The sequence below is a fragment of the Brevundimonas sp. NPDC007368 genome (assembly GCF_042869015.1).
Lineage (GTDB): Bacteria > Pseudomonadota > Alphaproteobacteria > Caulobacterales > Caulobacteraceae > Brevundimonas.
The window spans coordinates 147,288-164,428 of sequence record NZ_JBIAFA010000001.1; the positions used below are offsets into that span (position 1 = coordinate 147,288).

The 17,141-nt window shown below is 66.9% G+C and carries 21 protein-coding genes and 3 tRNA genes; 9 read left to right on the forward strand and 15 right to left on the reverse strand.

Going from position 1 to position 17,141, the window contains the following annotated elements:
- Positions 1–56: 56 nt before the first annotated feature.
- The 10 genes from hpf to rplU form a co-directional block, all read right to left on the reverse strand.
- A complete protein-coding gene (hpf, locus tag ACFYLW_RS00700) occupies positions 57–704 on the reverse strand; it encodes a ribosome hibernation-promoting factor, HPF/YfiA family (RefSeq protein WP_292083819.1) in 648 nt (215 codons plus the stop codon).
- 76 nt (positions 705–780) lie between these two features.
- Positions 781–2,295: an RNA polymerase factor sigma-54 gene (gene rpoN / locus ACFYLW_RS00705; RefSeq protein ID WP_390182451.1), complete on the reverse strand. Its 1,515-nt coding sequence runs from the start codon at positions 2,293–2,295 to the stop codon at positions 781–783.
- 108 nt (positions 2,296–2,403) lie between these two features.
- The gene (lptB, locus tag ACFYLW_RS00710) at positions 2,404–3,198 is read right to left on the reverse strand and encodes an LPS export ABC transporter ATP-binding protein (protein ID WP_292083817.1); all 795 of its coding nucleotides are present in this window, start codon (positions 3,196–3,198) and stop codon (positions 2,404–2,406) included.
- 6 nt (positions 3,199–3,204) lie between these two features.
- Positions 3,205–3,690 carry an LptA/OstA family protein gene (locus tag ACFYLW_RS00715; RefSeq protein ID WP_390182452.1) on the reverse strand — a complete coding sequence of 162 codons (486 nt, stop codon included), beginning with the start codon at positions 3,688–3,690 and terminating at the stop codon, positions 3,205–3,207.
- Positions 3,687–4,349 (reverse strand): LPS export ABC transporter periplasmic protein LptC, encoded by a 663-nt coding sequence (gene lptC / locus ACFYLW_RS00720; RefSeq protein WP_312064192.1) that lies wholly within the window; start codon positions 4,347–4,349, stop codon positions 3,687–3,689. Before lptC ends, ACFYLW_RS00715 begins: the two co-directional genes overlap by 4 nt.
- Before the next feature lie 7 nt (positions 4,350–4,356).
- The gene (locus ACFYLW_RS00725) at positions 4,357–4,971 is read right to left on the reverse strand and encodes a ribonuclease D (RefSeq protein WP_390182453.1); all 615 of its coding nucleotides are present in this window, start codon (positions 4,969–4,971) and stop codon (positions 4,357–4,359) included.
- Between the two features lie 158 nt (positions 4,972–5,129).
- Positions 5,130–5,216, reverse strand: a tRNA-Leu gene (locus tag ACFYLW_RS00730).
- Between the two features lie 124 nt (positions 5,217–5,340).
- Positions 5,341–5,874, reverse strand: coding sequence for a GNAT family N-acetyltransferase (locus ACFYLW_RS00735; protein WP_313101326.1), 534 nt, complete (start codon positions 5,872–5,874; stop codon positions 5,341–5,343).
- A gap of 175 nt (positions 5,875–6,049) precedes the next feature.
- Positions 6,050–6,334 (reverse strand): 50S ribosomal protein L27, encoded by a 285-nt coding sequence (gene rpmA, locus ACFYLW_RS00740; protein ID WP_292083812.1) that lies wholly within the window; start codon positions 6,332–6,334, stop codon positions 6,050–6,052.
- A gap of 97 nt (positions 6,335–6,431) precedes the next feature.
- A complete protein-coding gene (gene rplU / locus ACFYLW_RS00745; RefSeq protein ID WP_003163928.1) occupies positions 6,432–6,911 on the reverse strand; it encodes a 50S ribosomal protein L21 in 480 nt (159 codons plus the stop codon).
- A 274-nt stretch (positions 6,912–7,185) separates the two neighbouring features.
- Between rplU and ACFYLW_RS00750 the strand changes: the two genes are divergently transcribed.
- The 5 genes from ACFYLW_RS00750 to ACFYLW_RS00770 all read left to right on the forward strand — a co-directional run bounded on the left by ACFYLW_RS00750 (position 7,186) and on the right by ACFYLW_RS00770 (position 10,283).
- A complete protein-coding gene (locus ACFYLW_RS00750) occupies positions 7,186–7,845 on the forward strand; it encodes a hypothetical protein (RefSeq protein ID WP_390182454.1) in 660 nt (219 codons plus the stop codon).
- 110 nt (positions 7,846–7,955) lie between these two features.
- On the forward strand, positions 7,956–8,105 hold the full coding sequence (locus ACFYLW_RS00755) for a hypothetical protein (protein ID WP_390182455.1): 150 nt from the start codon (positions 7,956–7,958) through the stop codon (positions 8,103–8,105).
- Positions 8,069–8,926, forward strand: coding sequence for a cation diffusion facilitator family transporter (locus tag ACFYLW_RS00760; RefSeq protein WP_390182456.1), 858 nt, complete (start codon positions 8,069–8,071; stop codon positions 8,924–8,926). Before ACFYLW_RS00755 ends, ACFYLW_RS00760 begins: the two co-directional genes overlap by 37 nt.
- 50 nt (positions 8,927–8,976) lie before the next feature.
- Positions 8,977–10,074, forward strand: coding sequence for a CobW family GTP-binding protein (locus tag ACFYLW_RS00765; protein ID WP_390182457.1), 1,098 nt, complete (start codon positions 8,977–8,979; stop codon positions 10,072–10,074).
- Entirely contained in the window at positions 10,071–10,283 is a 213-nt protein-coding gene (locus ACFYLW_RS00770) for a DUF2093 domain-containing protein (RefSeq protein WP_390182458.1), read from the forward strand. Before ACFYLW_RS00765 ends, ACFYLW_RS00770 begins: the two co-directional genes overlap by 4 nt.
- 3 nt (positions 10,284–10,286) lie before the next feature.
- Here the strand turns inward: ACFYLW_RS00770 and ACFYLW_RS00775 are convergent, their stop codons facing one another.
- Complete coding sequence (locus tag ACFYLW_RS00775) at positions 10,287–10,979, reverse strand: alpha/beta fold hydrolase (protein WP_390182459.1); 693 nt, start codon at positions 10,977–10,979, stop codon at positions 10,287–10,289.
- Positions 10,980–11,076: 97 nt separating this feature from the next.
- Here ACFYLW_RS00775 and ACFYLW_RS00780 point away from each other — a divergent pair, with 97 nt between their 5' ends.
- From ACFYLW_RS00780 to ACFYLW_RS00790, 3 genes are all read left to right on the forward strand, one after another.
- Positions 11,077–12,042 (forward strand): WD40 repeat domain-containing protein, encoded by a 966-nt coding sequence (locus ACFYLW_RS00780; RefSeq protein ID WP_390182460.1) that lies wholly within the window; start codon positions 11,077–11,079, stop codon positions 12,040–12,042.
- 42 nt (positions 12,043–12,084) lie between these two features.
- On the forward strand, positions 12,085–12,789 hold the full coding sequence (gene mtgA / locus ACFYLW_RS00785) for a monofunctional biosynthetic peptidoglycan transglycosylase (RefSeq protein ID WP_390182461.1): 705 nt from the start codon (positions 12,085–12,087) through the stop codon (positions 12,787–12,789).
- Between the two features lie 117 nt (positions 12,790–12,906).
- Positions 12,907–14,766, forward strand: a complete 1,860-nt coding sequence (locus ACFYLW_RS00790) for a ubiquitin-activating E1 FCCH domain-containing protein (protein WP_390182462.1) — start codon at positions 12,907–12,909, stop codon at positions 14,764–14,766.
- An 81-nt stretch (positions 14,767–14,847) separates the two neighbouring features.
- Here ACFYLW_RS00790 and ACFYLW_RS00795 read toward each other — a convergent pair whose 3' ends face one another.
- Complete coding sequence (locus ACFYLW_RS00795; RefSeq protein ID WP_312064206.1) at positions 14,848–15,759, reverse strand: 2-oxoglutarate and iron-dependent oxygenase domain-containing protein; 912 nt, start codon at positions 15,757–15,759, stop codon at positions 14,848–14,850.
- 221 nt (positions 15,760–15,980) lie between these two features.
- On the opposite strand from ACFYLW_RS00795, the gene ACFYLW_RS00800 reads away from it, so the two are divergent.
- Positions 15,981–16,193, forward strand: a complete 213-nt coding sequence (locus ACFYLW_RS00800; protein WP_390182463.1) for a hypothetical protein — start codon at positions 15,981–15,983, stop codon at positions 16,191–16,193.
- 50 nt (positions 16,194–16,243) lie between these two features.
- Here the strand turns inward: ACFYLW_RS00800 and ACFYLW_RS00805 are convergent.
- The 3 genes from ACFYLW_RS00805 to ACFYLW_RS00815 all read right to left on the reverse strand — a co-directional run bounded on the left by ACFYLW_RS00805 (position 16,244) and on the right by ACFYLW_RS00815 (position 17,034).
- Positions 16,244–16,319, reverse strand: a tRNA-Ala gene (locus tag ACFYLW_RS00805).
- A 46-nt stretch (positions 16,320–16,365) separates the two neighbouring features.
- Positions 16,366–16,441: transfer RNA gene (locus tag ACFYLW_RS00810), tRNA-Ala, on the reverse strand.
- Positions 16,442–16,566: 125 nt separating this feature from the next.
- Entirely contained in the window at positions 16,567–17,034 is a 468-nt protein-coding gene (locus ACFYLW_RS00815; protein ID WP_292083801.1) for a TIGR02300 family protein, read from the reverse strand.
- Positions 17,035–17,141: the final 107 nt, after the last annotated feature.

The window sequence follows — 17,141 nt, forward strand, 5'->3', positions numbered from 1 at the left end:
CGACATTGCGGAAGGGCGAGGCGTCTTCTAGCGCCTTCGCCCTCCGCGGGGAAGCCTTACGCTCCTGAGCCGTTCTTTGCCTTGAGCGTCCGCTCCGGATCGATCCAGCCGACATTGCCGTCCGGACGGCGATAGACGACCGACAGGCCGCCGTGCGCCGCGTTACGGAACATGACGATCGGATAGCCGGTCATGTCCAGTTCCAGAACTGCGCGTCCGACCGTGATGGTGCGGATTTCCGATTCGGTTTCGGCGATGACCATGCCGACGGGCGGCGGTTCATCCGGGGCGCCGGCCTCGCCGAACGCCTCATCCTCGACCGTGTCGGGGTTGCGGAAGACGGTCATGGCGGCGACTTCGCGGGCCGCATCCTCGGTCTTCTCGGGCGACAGACCCTTGGGGCCGATGTGATGGTCTTTCAGGCGACGCTTGTAGCGACGGACGCGCTTTTCCAGCTTGTCCAGGCTGTCCGCGAAGGCGCCCTGGGCGTCGCCGCCGAATCCGGTGGTCACCAGGCTCTGGCCCGAGGCCAGACGGACCCAGCAATCGACGCGGAAGCCGTGACGGTCCTTGGACACCACGACCTCGGCGTTTTCGCCGCCACGGGCGAAATACTTGCCGACTCCCTCTTCGAGTTCCTGGGAGATGCGCGAGCTTAGCGCTTCGCCGACATCCACTTGCTTGCCGCTGACTTGGATCTGCATAGGCATAGAACGCGACGGGTCGCGTTTGGTGTCAACGCCGATCACCGATTTGTGGTGACGCTTCGCCGCAGCGTGATCAGCCGGCCTTCAGCAAGCGTCGACGCTGGACAGAGGACGGAATTCTAAGGGCTTCTCGATATTTCGCCACGGTGCGGCGGGCGATGTCGATGCCGGTCTCATTCAGGATCTCGACGATCCGGTCGTCGCTCAGCACGTCGCCGTCTGCAGCCTCGCCGTCGATCATGGTCTTGATCCGATGGCGGACCGCTTCGGCCGAGTGGGAGGCGCCGCCGTCAGACGACTGGATGGCCGCCGTGAAGAAGAATTTCAGCTCGAAAACGCCGCGCGGGGTGGCGACGTATTTGTTCGAGGTGACGCGACTGACCGTCGATTCGTGCATCTCGATGGCGTCGGCCACCGTCTTCAGCGTCAGGGGGCGCAGGAACTCGACGCCGAAGGCCAGGAAGGCGTCCTGCTGGCGCACGATTTCGGATGCGACCCTCAGAATGGTCTTGGCGCGCTGGTCCAGCGACTTCACCAGCCAGCTGGCCTGGGCGGCGCAGTCGGCGACATAGGCTTTTTCGGTCTCCGAACGGGCCCCGGCCGCGACGACCCCGTGATAGCGCTTGTCCATCAGGAGGCGGGGCAGGGTGTCTGTGTTCAGTTCCACCCGCCAGCCGCCGGCCGGATCCGGCCGCACGTGGACGTCGGGCACGACCGTCTGGGCCGGTTCGCCGCCGAAGCCGGCGCCGGGGCGCGGCGTCAGGCCTTTCAACTCGGCGATCATCTCGGCCAGATCCTCGGCGTCCACGCCGCAGACCTTGCGCAGGGCGGCCAGATCGCGGCGCGCCAGAAGCTCAAGATTGTCGAGCAGGGCTTCCATGGCCGGGTCGAAGCGGTTGCGCTCGATCAGCTGAAGCTTGAGGCATTCAGGGGCCGAGCGGGCCATGACGCCGGTCGGCTCGAAGCCGTGGCAGACGGCCAGAACCGCCTCGATACGCGCCAGGTCGACGCCCAACCGGTCGGCGATCTCTTGCAATTCGCCGCGCAGATAGCCGCCCTCGTCGGTAGCGTCGATCAGGGTCAGGGCGATGGCGTGGTCGGCAGGGCTGAAACCGGCGGACGAGGCCTGGGCCTGCAGATGCTCCCACAGGGTGGCGTCACGGGTGTCGGCACGCTCCAGTCCCTCGCCGTCCAGACCGCCGCCGGCGCCCGCGCGCGACCAGTCGGACAGGCCTGGCTGTTCGCCGGTTTCGCCCGCGTCGCGCTTGCGCTCGACGTCGCGTTCGCCAGGCGCGTCGTCATAGAGGTCCTCGGTGCGGGCATCCATGGCCTGCTCGGCCTCGCCCGAGGGCTCGGTGAACTGCAACTCGGCGGCGTCGCCTGATGCGGCGGCCTCGACCGCTTCGGCGGAGCTGTCGCCGCCGGCTTCGCCCTCGTCGCGCTGCAGCAGGGGGTTGCGTTCCAGCTCGCCCTCGACGAAGGCCTCCAGCTCAAGGTTCGACAGTTGCAGCAGCTTAATCGCCTGCTGCAGCTGGGGCGTGATGACCAGCCCCTGCCCCTGTCTGACCTCCAGCCTCTGACCGATCACGGCGCTTCAATCCCTCCGACGGGCGAAGTGGCCCGGTTCTTGCTGGGATCGTGCGGCAGAGACCTTAACGTCTGGCGAACGGCGGGTTCGCCAGAACGCCGCAACGCGTCAGGCGTACATTTCGCCCAGATAGACGCGGCGGACCTCGGCGTCGTGAACGGCCTCGTCGGCGGTGCCTTCGAACAGGACCGAACCGGCCGAGATGATGGAGACGCGGTCGATGATGTCCAGGGTCTCGCGGACGTTGTGGTCGGTGATCAGCACGCCGATGCCCTGACTGGACAGATAGCGGATCACATGACGGATGTCGGCGATGGCCAGGGGGTCGATGCCGGCGAAGGGTTCGTCCAGCAGCATGAAGCTGGGCCGGGCGGCAAGCGCCCGGGCGATCTCGACGCGGCGCCGCTCGCCGCCCGACAGGCCCGTGGCCGGGGCGTGGCGCAGATGGTCGATGCGCAGTTCTTCCAGCAGGCGGGTCGTTTCGTCGCGGACCCCGGCGGCGGTCTTCTCGTGCAGTTCGACCACGGCCTTGATGTTCTGCTCGACCGACATCCCGCGGAAGATAGAGGCTTCCTGCGCCAGATAGCCCAGGCCCATGCGGGCGCGCTGATACATGGGCTGCTGGGTGATCTCTTCACCGTCCAGCCAGATCGCACCGCTGTCGGCCGGGATCAGGCCGGTGATCATGTAGAAGCAGGTGGTCTTGCCTGCGCCGTTGGGGCCCAGCAGGCCGCAGACCTCGCCGCGCTGGACGGTCAGGGAGACGTCGCGCACCACCTGACGCTGGCCGAAGCTGCGGGCGATGTGCTCGACGCGCAGGCCGGTCTGGCGCGCCTCTTCGGCGACGGGCGCTACGGCGTCCGTCTGATCGAGGTTGAGGGCTGAGAGTTCCTTGCGCGCCAAGCGGGGTCAGTTCCCTTGCGGATAGAAGACGCCTTGCACGCGGCCGTTTCCGCCTTCCATGCGGGCGGTCTCGGTGCGGACGTTATAGACGAGACGATTGCCCGTCAGGACGTTCTTGCCCTGGGTCAGGATGACGTCGCCCGTCACCACCACCTCGGCGTTGCTCAGGGTGTAGACGGCGCGGTCGCCGCGCATGCTCTGGTCCGGGGTGACGAAATAGACATTGCCTGTCGCCTCGACCCGGCTCAGGTCGCCGTTGGCCGTGACGCCGGAGATGGCGTCGGCCCGCAGGCGGTTGCCGCCTTGCGTCAGTTCGGCACGGCCGCGCAGGGCGAAGCCGTTGGGCGTGTATTCGCCGCCGTCGGCGCCGTACTGGACTGGCTGCTTGGAGGCGTCGGCGCGGTTGCTCTGGGCGCCCGAGGTCGCGGGGACCGTCAGGGCCAGAAGCAGGGCGGCGCCTGCGATCATGGTGTTCGACTTGGACATGGTCATCTGTCGGATCCTGCGGGATTGATGGTCCCGCTCATCTTGTTTTCGCCCTGGCCGCTGAAGACGACCCGTTGGCCCTGATCATAGATGGCATAGGACGAAGCATTGATCGTTCCAAGGGGGCCTCGCCCCTGGACGCCCTTGTCGCCCGTCACCACGCCGGTGTTGGTGTCGACCACGGCTTCCGGCGTGGTCAGGACGAAGCCGGAGCCGCCGTCGGATATCTTGACGTTCGGCCCGATCACCACCTTGCGGCTGGTCTCGATATAGGTGCCGCCGTCGGCGGTCAGTTCCGTCACCTTGCGACCGCCCAGGTTCAGGCGGAGCAGGGGGCCGACCAGACGGAAGTGGCCCGTGGCGGGATCGCGGATCGCGCCCTTGGCCCCGATGACGAAGGAGCGCCCCTGGGCGTCCTGGCCGTGGAACATGGGGTTGTCCAGGCGGATCTCGCGGCTTTCGCTGGCCTTGCGCTCCACGCCCGACATGACGGTGCGAAACACGGTCCAGGTCAGGGCCCCGCCCGCCAGCATCAGGATGATGATGGGCAGGACGCGACGATACAGCTTCACCCGACGCGAACGCGCACGCCAACGCTCGCCGGCCAGGGCCACCCGGGCCTCGTCGGCGCGCTTGCGTGCTTCCTGGGCGTCGCGGTCGCTCATGGGCTGCTCAGGCGTGGGCGAAGATGTCGATCTCGTCCCAACCGGCCAGGTCGAGGCGCGAGCGCGTGGGCAGGAAGTCGAAGCAGGCGCGGGCCAGCTCGGCGCGGCCTTCGCGATCCAGCATGATGTCCAGCTTCGCCTTGATGGCGTGCAGATAGAGGACGTCCGAGGCGGCGTAGTCCAGCTGGGCCTGAGACAGGACCGGCGAGCCCCAGTCCGAGCTCTGCTGGGCCTTGGACATGTCCACCCCGGCCAGTTCGCGCGCCACGTCCTTCAGGCCGTGACGGTCGGTGTAGGTGCGGGCCAGCTTGGAGGCGATCTTGGTGCAATAGACCGGGCGGGTCTCGACGCCGAGATGCAGGTCGAACATGCCGATGTCGAAGCGGCCGAAGTGGAAGATCTTCAGCACCTTGGGGTCGGCCAGCAGGCGCTTCAGGTTGGGGCAGTCGTAACCGGGGCGGTTCAACCGCACGACATGGGCGTCGCCGTTCCCCGAGGACAGCTGCACCACGCACAGGGGGTCGCGGCGGAAGCGCAGGCCCATGGTCTCTGAATCGATCGCGACCTCAGGGCCGAGGTCGAGGCCGTCGGGCAGGTCGCCTTCGTGCAGGTAAACGGTCATGCTTGGAAACTCGGGTGGTCGTTCAGGGCGACAACATAGACGAACCGCGCGCTATCGCTAGGACGCAGCGCCGACCTTCGCCGTTATGGGTGATGAAGCAGGGGGCTGAAATGACAAACGGCGCCGCATCCGATCGGATGCGACGCCGCTTGAGAATATGGTGCCCAGAAGAGGACTCGAACCTCCACGACCGTTAAGTCACTGGCACCTGAAGCCAGCGCGTCTACCAATTCCGCCATCTGGGCCCGGTGGGTCGCCCCGCCGAGGAGCGATCTAATAGGGGGGAGCTTCGGGGCGGTCAACAGGCTTTTTTCCGATCTCTGAAAAAACTGCACCGTTGACCGAAATTCCCGCGAAATCAGCGTTCTATCAGGCCAGCCAGACCATCATCCGGGTATCGGCGATCGCGCCGCGCGCCTGGCTGAAGGCGGGGCGGGTCTCCCCCGTATAGAGGAAGCCGGCCTTCTCCAGCACGCGGCCCGAGGCGGGGTTGTCGGCGAAGTGGCCGGCGACCAGGGCGCGGCGCTTCCACCGCTTCGAGGCCCAGACCAGGGCGCCTTCCAGGGCTTCCGTGGCGAAACCCCGACCCCAGAACTCGCGACCGATCCAGTAGCCGGCCTCGGGCACGGCGTCCTCGCCCTCGAACAGGCCGATGACGCCGACCGGACCCAGGTCCTCGTGCTCGATGACGAAGGTGTTGGCGCGCTTCGGGTCCTGGGAGGCGACGTGCAGGACGAAGTCCTCGGCGTCCTGGACCTGGAAGGGGTGGGGCATGCGCTTGGTCATGCGCGCGATGTCGCGGTCGTTGGCCAGGGCCGCGATGCGGCTGACGTCCTGGGCGCCCGGCGCACGCAGGATGAGACGCCGGGTTTCGACGACGGGAGAAGTTTCAATCACGCACATGGGTCACGCCCCTTTGGTGCGACCGCCGTCCTTGTTCATCAGGGCTCGGGCGGTCAGCGAGGCGGGGAAACGCAAACGGGGAGCCTGGTGATCCAGACTCCCCGCGGAATATTTTCCCTGGTCCGGATCGCGGCTTCTAAGAGCAACGCGATCCCGGATTTTGGTCCAGTTCGCGTTACTCGGCGGCCATGGCCTGAGCGTCGTCGTTGGCCGCGAGAATCGACACGTAACAACGACCGCCACGTTTGGTGGTGAATTTCACCGAGCCGTTCGCCGTGGCGAACAGGGTGTGGTCGCGGCCCAGGCCGACGTTGTCGCCCGGGTGGAAGGTGGTGCCGCGCTGACGCACGAGGATGTTGCCGGCCAGAACCTTCTCGCCGCCGTACTTCTTCACGCCAAGGCGCTTCGACTCGGAGTCGCGACCGTTACGCGACGAACCACCGGATTTCTTGTGAGCCATCTTGCTGCTCCTCTTCTTGGGGCGCTACCGGCCATTCGGCCTGATTGAGCGCACCCTGACGATCTGGTCTGGCGCTGATCCAGCGCCGGTGAATACCTTAGGCTTCGGCGCCTTCAGCCTTGGCGGCTTTCTTGGCGGGAGCCTTCTTGGCCTTCGGGGCCTCGGCTTCGACAGCCTCGACGCGCGGGGCCAGGCCACGGGCGCGAGCGTTGATTTCAGCCTTGGTGATCAGCTCGACCTTGCCGTCCCACTTGGCCTTCTCGCCGGCGCCTTCGATGCCGGTGATGCGCAGGACCGATTCCATCTGGCGGTGGCCGTTCGTGCGGCGGTAGCCCTGACGACGGATCTTCTTGAAGATCTTGATCTTCTCGCCCTTGCGGGTCTCGATCAGCGTGGCTGCGACAGCGGCGCCGTCGATCAGCGGAGCGCCGACCGTAACACCCTTGTCGCCGCCCAGCATGAGGACTTCACCGAAATTGACGGCAGCGCCAGCGTCGCCGTCGATCTTCTCGACAACAATCACATCGCCCGGTTGAACCCGGTACTGCTTTCCGCCGGTCTTGATCACCGCGTACATTTGGAAGCCTCAGCGTGAACGCAAAAAAGAATGCGCCCGCTAGGAGACCCTGCGGGCGAAGAGCGGCGACATATACGGAAGGGCGCGCCAGAGTCAACGCGAAAGGGCGGCATTCAGGGCTAAAACCCCGCGCAGGCGGCGCTGCAGCGATGATGTGGTCTGATTTGTCGTTCATCCGCAATAGGAAGAACGCCCGCGCGTGAGAGGGCGCGCAAGGGAGATTCGTTCGGATCGGCTCTCGACCGTTACAAAGTAACAGTATAGAAGGCGCGGAATGTCGTCGCCCGATCTTCAGCAGCCCGTACTGATCTCCTTGCTGGGCGGGGGATTCGTCGCCGCCTTCCTCCACGCCGCCCTGCCGACCCACTGGCTGCCGTTCGTTCTGGTGGGACGGGCGCAGCGGTGGAGCCTGATGCGGGTCATGACCGTGGCGGTGACGGCGGGGCTGGCGCACATCGCGTCCACCGCCCTGGTCGGGTCGCTGATCGTGGCGGCGGGGCTGGCGCTGAACGCCTGGATCGGCGGCCTGCTGCCGCACCTGTCGGCGGCCCTGCTGTTCCTGTTCGGCGCCTTCTATCTGGCGCGGGCCTCGCTGCAGAAGCCGATCACGGCGACAGGGCCGGAGGCCGAGGTGCCTGAGCCGGCCGTGTCGGATCGGGCCGCCTTCTGGGGATTGGTGCTGATGATGGCGGTGACGCCGGGCGAGGTCCTGCTGCCTATCTATCTGTCGTCAGCGACCGAGGGGGTCATGGCTCTGGGGCTGCTGACGCTCGCCTTCGCGGCGGGGACCGTGCTGGGCATGACCCTGTTGGCGGCGCTCGCCAGCGCCGGATACTCCATCCTGCGGCTGGAGCGCTGGGCGCGCTATGAAGGGGCTATTCTGGGGGTGGCCCTGATCCTGATCGGCTTCCTGGTGATGGCGCACCAGCACTGAGGCGCTGATAGGTTATATATTTACATTCAATGACTTATGTTCGTTGTCGTTGACGCGACGCGGCGGGCGGGCCTAGAGGGGTGGCATGGCGCACGATCACGCACACGACCATGACGACCACGCGCACGCGGGCCACGACCATTCGCATGGCCATAGTCATAGTCATGGGCATGGACATGACCACGGCCATTCGCATGGGATCGGCGGGCACCATCATGGACCGGTGGACACCGGCGACTGGCGCTATGCTGTCGGCCTGATCGTCAACCTGGCCTTCGTGGCCTGCGAGTTCGGGGCCGGACTCTGGGCCGATTCGACGGCCCTGATGGCCGATGCGGGTCACAACCTGTCCGACGTCCTGGGCCTGGCCATGGCCGGCGGCGCCGCCTGGCTGGCGCGGCGCGCGGCGGGGCCCAAGCGCACCTATGGATACGGCAAGGCCACCGTGCTGGCCGCCCTGGGCAATGCGCTTCTGCTGATCTTCGCCTGCGGAGCCATCGCCTTCGAGGCGGCGCGCCGTCTGGCCGAGCCCGCGCCGGTGGCGTCGGGCGTCATCATGGTGGTGGCGGGCATCGGCTTCGTCATCAACCTGGGTACGGCCCTGCTGTTCATGAAGGACCAGCACAAGGATCTGAACGTGCGCGGGGCCTATCTGCACATGATGGCCGACGCGGCGGTGTCCCTGGGCGTGGTGGTGGCGGGCGCCGTCATCCTGCTGACCGGCTGGGCCGTGATCGACGCCCTGGTCAGCCTGGGCATTGTCGTCGTCATCATGATCGGGACCTGGGGCCTTTTGAAGGACTCGGTCAATCTGGCCCTGGACGCCGCGCCGAACGGGGTCGAGGTCGATCAGGTCCGCGACGCTCTTCTGGCCCTGCCGGGCGTCAGCGCCGTGCACGACCTGCACGTCTGGGGCCTGTCGACCACGGACACGGCCCTGACGGCGCACTTGGTCCATGAGCGAGCCGACGCCGACGCCCTGCTGGTCGAGGCGCAGGCCGTGGCCCGCAGCCGCTTCGGCGTCAGCCACACCACCTTCCAGCTGGAAAGCGGCGCCCTGCCGGATTGTCCGACCTGTTAAGCGCCCGACGCCTCTTCCCTTCCGGCCCTCTAGCCGCCATCTAGCCGCCCATGACCCAGAAGACTCCCGTCACCGTCCTCACCGGCTACCTCGGCGCCGGCAAGACCACCCTGCTGAACCGCATCCTCACCGAGGACCACGGCAAGCGTTACGCCGTCATCGTCAATGAGTTCGGCGAGATCGGCATCGACAACGACCTGGTGGTCGGCGCCGACGAGGACGTGTTCGAGATGAACAACGGCTGCGTCTGCTGCACGGTGCGCGGCGACCTGATCCGCGTGGTCAACGGTCTGATGAAGCGCCAGCGCCCCGGCAAGCCGGCCTTCGACGCCATCATCGTTGAGACGACCGGCCTGGCCGACCCCGGCCCGGTGGCCCAGACCTTCTTCGTCGACGACGAGGTCAAGGCCAAGACCCAGCTGGATAGCGTGACGGCCCTGGTCGACGCCAAGCACGTCATGGCGCGTCTGGATGACTCGAAGGAGGCGCGCGAGCAGGTTGCCTTCGCGGACCGCATCATCCTGAACAAGATCGACCTGGTGGACGAGGCCCAACTGGCCGCCGTCGAGGCCCGCCTGCGCGCCCTCAACCCATTGGCCCCCATCGTCCGCGCCGAGCGCTCGAACGTGCCGCTGGATCAGGTCCTGGGCCTGCACGCCTTCGATCTGGAGCGCATCCTCGAGGTCAAGCCGGACTTCGTGAACCCGCCCCACGGCGCGGAGGGCCACGTCCACGACGAACACTGCGGTCACGATCACGGGCATGACCACGTCCATGACGAGCACTGCGGCCACGACCATGATCATGGTCATGACCATCACGAGCATGGCCCGCGCGGCCACGCCCATAACGACGACATCAAGGGCATCTCCCTGACGCTGGACCGACCGCTGAACGGCGCCAGGTTCACCGCCTGGCTGGACAAGCTGCTGGGCGAGCAGGGGCAGAATATCTTGCGCGCCAAGGGCATCATCGACGTGGACGGCGAGGACCGCCGTCTGGTCTTCCAGGCCGTGCACATGATCCTTGAAGGCGACCTGCAGCAGCCCTGGGGCGACAAGGAGCGCCGCTGGAGCCGCGCGGTCTTCATCGGTCGCGACCTGAACGAGACCGAGCTGAAGGCCGGGTTCGAGGCCTGCGCGGCATGAACCCGCCGCCCAGAGCCCGGGTCGAGGCCAGGCTGATCTACGGCACGCCCGAGTTCGAGATCATCAAGGGCGGCGACCACGTTGTCTGCGCCGTCTCGGGCGTCCCCATCCCGCTGGACATGCTCAACTACTGGAGCGTCGAGCTTCAGGAAGCCTATGCCTCGGGCGCGCTGATGACGCAGCGCTGGGTCGAGACGCACAAGTCCTGAGGATCAGGTGACGGGCAGGCGCGCCAGCCAGTCCGTCATCACCCTCGCCAGCGCCGGCGGCTGTTCCAGCGGGATCATGTGCCCGCTGTGCGCGACGTGAACCAGCGTCGAACCCGCAATCCCCCGATGCAACTCCTCGGCCTCGTCCGCCCCACGCAGGCGGTCGGCGTCCGCCGCCACGATCAGGGTCGGCTGACGGATCTCGCCCAGCCGGTCGAGGTCGCCGGCCCGAGCCATGGCCGACTGACGGTGGAAGACCTCGCCGCCGAGCCTCAAGCCCATGTCGCGCACCCGCGCGATCATCGCCTCATCCCCCGCCAGATCGGGATGCAGGGACGAGACGATGGCCGGGCGGCTCAGGCCCTTGAAGGCCTTGGGCGCGGCCTTGAGGGCCGAGCGGCGCTGGCGGATCAGTTCCTCGGTGTCGCCGCGCGCCGAGGTGGCGATCAGGATCAGGGCCGTCACCCGGTCCGGCGCGATCCGCGCCAACTCCCGCGCCACATAGCCGCCCATCGAAAAGCCCACGGCGACGAAGCGGTCGGGCGCGTCGCTCAGGATGGCGGCGGCCATGGTCTCGATGTCCTCGCCCCGGCTCAGGTCGGTCGCGACCAGCGGCGCAAAGGGGGCCAGATCGTCGGTCATGGCGTCCCACAGGGTGGCGTCGGCCATGAAGCCGGGAATGAGCAGCAGGGTCATGGGCGTCTCTATAGGCCTAAGATCGGCCAGCGCGCGACAGACGCGACGCATGAGGCTATGAGGCGCGTCTGACTTTCCCTGCCTTGCGTGAGCCGACATGCCGACCTTCTCCTTCGACGCCCAGGTCACCGCCGCCCTGTTCGACAAGACGGGCGCCATCTTCGCCCTGGGCGACGGCTCGGTGCGGTTCGAGAACGGCGCCCGCAGCGAGGTCCACGACGGGGCCGTCCTGTGCGCCTGCGTCCACCCCTCGGGCGAGGGCATCGTCACCGGCGGCGACGACGGCAAGGTGGTGTGGAGCCGCGAGGGCGAGGCGGTCCTGCTGGCCACGGCCAAGGGGCAATGGATCGACTCCATCGCCGCCTCGACGGAAAGCGGCCTGATCGCCTTCTCGGCCGGGCGCACCCTGTCGGTGATCGACAGCAAGGACGCCGCCTTCCGTCGCGACTTCCAGCACGAGCGCACCGTCTCGGGCGTGGCCTTTGATCCCAAGGGGCGGCGCATCGCCACCTCGACCTATGGCGGGGCCTGGCTGTGGTATGCGCGCATCGAGCAGCAGCAGCCGGTCAAGATGGCCTGGGCGGGCTCGCACCTGGCGGTCGGCTTCTCGCCGGACGGCGCCTTCGTCGTCACCGCCATGCAGGACAATCAGATGCACGGTTGGCGCCTGAAGGATCAGAAGAACATGCGGATGGGCGGCTATCCGTCCAAGATCAAGAGCTTCGCCTTCCTGGCCAAGGGGCAGCTGCTGGCCACGGCCGGCGCCCAGGGCGTGGTGCTGTGGCCCTTCATCGGCGCCAACGGCCCGATGGGTCGCGAGGCGACCGAGATCGGCTTTGATGAGACGACCCTGATCGCCCAGGTCGCCGCCGCGCCCGCCCACGGTCGTCTGGCCGCGGGACTGGAGGACGGCCGCGTCTGGTGGGCCGATCCGGCGGGGCAGGGGCTGGACTTCATCAAGAAGGACAAGGGCGCGCCCATCGTCGCCCTGGCCATGAGTTCCGGCGCGGCCCGCGTCGCCTGGGCTGACGAGGACGGGCAGGCGGGCGTGGTCTCGCTCTGAGATCGCGCTTGCGCTGAAGCTTGAGCCCGGCAGGATGGCGGCATGACCCGTGCGAAGACCCGCAAGCGGCGCCCGCTGCTGACCCTGCTGCTGATCCTGGCCCTGATCCCGGTCGGCGGGGTGGTGCTGCACCGTTTCGTGCCGCCGCTGTTCACCATCCTGATGGTCAAGCAGGCGGCCGCCGGCCATGGCATGGACTATCGCTGGCGCTCGCTGGACCACATCTCGCCGCGTCTGGTCGAGGCCGTGATCGCCGCCGAGGACGCCCGCTTCTGTCAGCACCACGGCTTTGACGTCGAGGCCATCCAGAAGGCGATGGAGGCCAATGAACGGGCCGAGCAGCGGGGCTCCGACAAGCGGCGCGGCGCCTCGACCATCAGCCAGCAGACGGCCAAGAACGTCTTCCTCTGGCCGAGCCGCGACTGGGTCCGCAAGGGGCTGGAGGTCGGCTACACGGGCCTGATCGAACTGGTCTGGGGCAAGCGCCGGATCATGGAGATGTATCTTAACGTCGCCGAGTGGGCGCCGGGCGTCTATGGCGCCGAGGCCGCCTCGCGCCATTGGTTCGGCAAGAGCGCCGAGAACCTGACGGCGCGCGAAGCCGCCCGCCTGGCCGCCATCCTGCCCAGCCCGCGCCGCTACAAGGCGGCCTCGCCTGGCCCCTATGTCCGCAGACGGGCCAGCCGCATCCAGGCCGCCATGGGCACGGTGCGCGAGGCCGGGCTGGACGCCTGCGTCGACCGCTAAGGCGGCGTTAACCGTCAGCATAGGGCCAAGCCTTAACCGAACCGCGTCACCCTTCGCCGGAATGCGGACCTGTGTCCGCTGCGGAATTCAGGGGCCGAGACGGTGAGATACGGCGCAATGAACGGACTGAACCGGCTGGCGCGCGGGGCGCGGGGCCTTGTTTTGCGTTTCGTGCGCGGCACGCGCGGCAACGTCGCGATGATGTTCGCCCTGGCGCTGCCGGCCCTGCTGATGATCTCGCTCGGCGCGGTCGACATTCACCAGGCCTCCAAGGTGAAGGCCCACCTGCAGGATGCGCTGGACGCGGCCGCCCTGGCCGCTGCGCGCTCGAAATACACCGACGACACCAATCTGAACCGCATCGGACTGGCGGCGCTCAAGGCGAACATGCCCGCCTATTTCCACCCGGACAGCGAGGACACCGCCAGCTTCACCCTGGACAACAACAAGATCGTCGCCAACGCCCGTGTGAACGTGAAGGTGCTGGTCGCCAATATCGTTCTGCCGCCCTATGGCAAGCTGATGGACGACTACCTGCCGGTCGGCACGTCGTCGGAAGTCCTGCGCGCCTCGCGCAACGTCGAGGTGGCGATGGCGCTGGACATCACCGGGTCGATGGCCGGTCAGAAGTTGAAGGATCTCAAGGCGGCGGCGAACGAGCTCATCGACATCGTGGTGCAGACCGAACAAACGCCCTTCTATTCCAAGGTCGCCCTCGCGCCCTATTCCATCGGCGTGAACGTCGACACCTACGCCAACGCCCTGCGCGGCGCGCCGGTCGGCACGACCTCGATCTCCAAGGCGGAGTGGGCGGCGGGTTCCAGCGTCACGATTTCCAAGGTGACTCGCGCAAGCACGGCGCGCGTGACCGCCAACGGCCATGGCTTGAGCACCGGGGACTCGGTCTGGATCAAGAGCATCAGCAACATGAGCGGCCTGAACGACAGGGCCTATACGGTCACGGTCAGGGACGCGAACACGTTCGACCTCAACGGAACCAGCACGACCGGCTACAGCAAGGACGGGACTAACGGCAACGTCACGCGATGCCTGGCTTCCGGATGCACCGTGGTGGTGACGTCCAATAATCATAAGCTGTCGGACAGCGACTATGTCGCGGTGTCCGGCGTCCGGGGAATGACGAACCTCAACGCGACCTGGCAGGTGGACAGCGTGACCGCGAACACCTTCCGCACCACGCTCCTCGGTCCGACCCAGGCCGCCTACACCAGCGGCGGCGACGCCCAGTGCGGCTATGACGGCTGCAGGGTCCGGATATTCAGAAACATGCGGGGGAGTGTTCTTCAGAAGACCATCTCCAACTGCGTGACTGAACGGCCCGGCGCCTCCGCAGGCACCGACGCGGCGCCGGGCGTCGACGCCTGGCTGGGGCGTCTCTATCCGACCGAGTCGGCCTGTCCCTCCGCCAAGATCACGCCGCTGACGTCTCTGCGCGACACATTGAAGGGCCAGATCAACAGCTATAGCGCCACCGGGGGCACCGCCGGCCAGATCGGTCTGGCCGCGGCCTGGCATCTGATCTCGCCGAACTTCAGCAACATCTGGCCGAGCGACGGCGCACCTGCGGCCCACGATCCGTCCAAGACGCTGAAGGCCGTCGTTCTGATGACGGACGGCGATTTCAACACCAACTATTGCCAGGGCGTGCTCGCCGCGAACGCGGGCTACGGCGACGCCGACACCCGGATCAACTGCAACGCCCAGAACGGCGATCCATTCAGCCAGTCCATCACGCTGTGCAACGCGATGAAGCGGGACAATATCGTCGTCTATACCGTGGGCTTCAATCTCGGGACGAACCGCGGCAAGGCCGGCATCGACACCGCCATTGAGGTGATGGAGGAATGCGCGTCTTCCAAGGACAAGCATTTCTTCAAGGCCGAAAGCGGCACGGACCTGAAGGAGGCCTTCAAGGCCATCGGCCGGGACATCACCCGGCTGCGCATCGCCCGCTGACGCGGGCGAGGACGGACAGGCAAAAGGGCCGGCGGAGCGATCCGCCGGCCCTTTCTTCATCTTCGGCGATGCGCCGATCCGTCAGATCAGGCGGATCTCCTTGAGGCGCTCGGTCAGGAAGTCCTCGGCCAGGATGGTCTTGCCCGCATAGCGGTCCGGATTTTCCGGGGTGATCGTCGACGGCAGGGTCTCGATCGGGAAGTCCGGGTTGAAGTGCAGGAAGAAGGGCGTCGAATAGCGGGCGAAGCCGCGACGCTCGGGCGCCGGGTTGACCACCCGGTGGGTCGTCGACGGCAGGACGTGGTTGACCAGGCGCTGCAGCATGTCGCCGATATTGACCACCAGGGCGCCCGCCGGCGGGGCGATGTCCAGCCATTCGCCGTCGGCGTCCTTCAGCTGCAGCCCCGCCTCTTCGGCGCCCAGCAGCAGGGTGATGACGTTGATGTCCTCATGGGCGCCGGCGCGCACGCCCGGGGCGTCGGCGGGGACCGGCGGATAGTGCAGCAGGCGCAGGACGCTGTTGCCCAGCTGGACCTTGTCCTCGAAGTAGTCGTCGTCCAGCTTCAGATAGCGGGCGATGGCCTTGAGGACGCGACGGCCAAGCTCATCGAGGCCCGCATACAGGCCATAGACGTGCTCGTGGAAGCCCTCGACCTCGGTCGGCCAGAGATTGTCGCGCATGTACTTCCGATAGGCGTGCCCTTCCGGCAGCTCGCGGCCGGTGTGCCAGAATTCCTTCAGGTCCACGGCGGCCGCACCCTTGGCGGCTTCGACGCCGAAGGGGGTCAGGCCGCGCGCGCCGCCCGTGCCGGGCTGGTGATACTGGCGCTTCACGTCTTCCGGCAGGGCGAAGAAGGTCTTGGCGTCGGACACGGCGGCGTCGATCAGGCCCTGGTCCAGGCCGTGGTCGGCGATCACCGCGAAGCCGTAGCGGGCGAAGGAGGCGCCCAGAGCGTCAGCGAAGGCCTGGAAGTCGGCGTCATAGCCCTTCATCGACACGGGGACGATGGCGCGGGTCTTGGTCTGGTCCTCGGCGGAGGAAGCGGTCAGCGGAGAGCTCACGGGCGGAAAATGCCTCTGAATGGGTGATATGAAGGGTTCCATACGCCTTGCCGCAACAAATTGGCAGCCCGGCGCCCTCGCGGCGCGATCTCGTCTTTGACTCTCAAGCGGCGCTGTTGTGGGGTGCGGGTTCAGTCAGGATGGAGGACGACATGGACGCGCGATCGCAGCCTCAGCCGCCCAAGGGGGAGGGGACATGGACCCTGCTCCAGTCCCGGGCCGACCGCAGCTTCTGGCAGCAGACCCGCACCCTGACGCCAGAGCGGTCCGTCACCTGGTTCGTGATCGCCCGCCCGCCCGAGCAACTGGCCTATGACAGCTTCGACGAGGCCGAGGCGATGTTCCGGGCCATGGACGAGGATTGATCGGGGACGGATAGGACAAAGGCCCCGCGGGGCTTCCGCGAGGCCTTTGATGGTGGAGCTTAGCGGAGTCGAACCGCTGACCTCTTGCATGCCATGCAAGCGCTCTACCAACTGAGCTAAAGCCCCGCGCCTTGCGGCTTGGGTATGTGCCGGCGAACCGGGTCGAGACGAATGGTGGAGCTTAGCGGAGTCGAACCGCTGACCTCTTGCATGCCATGCAAGCGCTCTACCAACTGAGCTAAAGCCCCGAACCTTTCGGTCGGCCTCGCCGGAGATTTTGGCCCCCAGCGAGGGGCGGAAACTATGTCAGGCCTTTTGAGAGATCAAGCCGGTCCGACAACTTTTTTTCCGCTTATTTTTCCGACCCTTGGTATCAGTCGTCGTCGCGCGACGGCTTGACGAGGTCATCGTCCAGGCTGTCGTCGTCTTCGTCCTCGATGAAGGGCACCGAGTCATCGTCGTCGTCGCTCAGGGCGTCGTCGTCGTCGCCGTCGGACGAGCCCATGCCGGCGTCGTCGGCGCCGGGTTCGCCGTCGTCGTCGTCGTCCGGCGTCAGGATCGGCTCGTGGCCTTCCTCGTCGATTTCGGGGGTCGAGGCTTCAGCGTCCTCTTCCTCTTCGTCGCCGTCGACCGACTTGTCGGCGACTTGATCCTCGGCCTCGTCGTCGGCGGCGAAGCCGGCGCCGGCGCGACCGCGAACGCGGCGGTTGCGCATGGCTTCTTCAAGCGGATCGAACTCGGTGTCGCACTTGGGGCAGTGCGCCGGGCGACGGTTCAGATCGTAGAATTTGGCCTGGCAGTTCGGGCAGACCTGCTTTTGGCCCAGTTCGGGTTTGGCCACGGGATAACCTTCGGCAGGAGTTGAAAATCCGGAATTCGGCCGGCTCCCTTGCCACCCAAGGGGGCCGCTGTCAAAAGCCTTCTTATCCGCGCCAGCGCGGCGTTTCC